General features: G+C 56.8%; 1 protein-coding gene. It reads left to right on the top strand.

Annotation, left to right across the window (positions count from 1 at the left end; translation table 11 throughout):
• The first annotated feature begins 37 nt into the window (after positions 1-37).
• Positions 38-685 carry a TetR family transcriptional regulator gene (locus NCT32_RS31095; protein ID WP_250491086.1) on the top strand — a complete coding sequence of 216 codons (648 nt, stop codon included), beginning with the start codon at positions 38-40 and terminating at the stop codon, positions 683-685.
• Positions 686-692: the final 7 nt, after the last annotated feature.

Below are 692 nucleotides of genomic sequence, written 5' to 3'. Positions count from 1 at the left end.
AGCAGCCATATGCCGCCGCTAATTTGACCGACAAAAAATGGACAGCAAACCGCCTAAGCCAGTAGTCAAGCGTGATCCCGAAGGGACTAGTCGCCGCATTCTCGAAGCGGCAAAAAGCCAGTTCGCCAAGTTCGGACTAGCCGGCGCGCGGACCGACGCAACCTCCGAAGTCGCGGGCTCCAACGAACGAATGCTCTACTACTACTTCGGCAGTAAGGAACTGCTGTATGTCGCTGTGCTGGAGGCCATGTACGCCGACTACGCGAAGAAGGAGAGCGAGCTGGACCTGAGCAGCCTGCAGCCTCGCGAGGCGATGGCAGCGCTGGCTACCTCCATCTGGGCGCATCTATGGGACAACCCCGAATGGATCGGGCTGATCAACAACGAGAACCTGCATCAGGGCCGGTACTTGAAGACTTCACAAAAACTCAGCGAGACGATCTCGCCAGTGGTTGAAGTCGTCAGGTCGATTCTTGCGCGCGGAGCCGATGCAGGACAGTTTCGTAGCGGAATCGATCCGCTGGATTTTTATGTCACGCTAGTTGGGATGGGCTACTACATCGCTTCCAATCGCTTCACTATCAGCGCGTTCACGGGCCGCGACTATGCGCGCCAGTCTGATCGGGCGAAAATCTGCGAATTGCATTTGGAGATACTGGACGCCTATCTGCGTTCTACAACGTAGCCGCAGG

The sequence above is a fragment of the Caballeronia sp. INML2 genome, assembly GCF_023631365.1.
In the GTDB taxonomy this organism is placed as follows: domain Bacteria; phylum Pseudomonadota; class Gammaproteobacteria; order Burkholderiales; family Burkholderiaceae; genus Caballeronia; species Caballeronia turbans.
The sequence above is the reverse complement of the archived record's forward strand: the minus strand, read 5'-3'. Positions and strand labels throughout refer to the sequence as shown.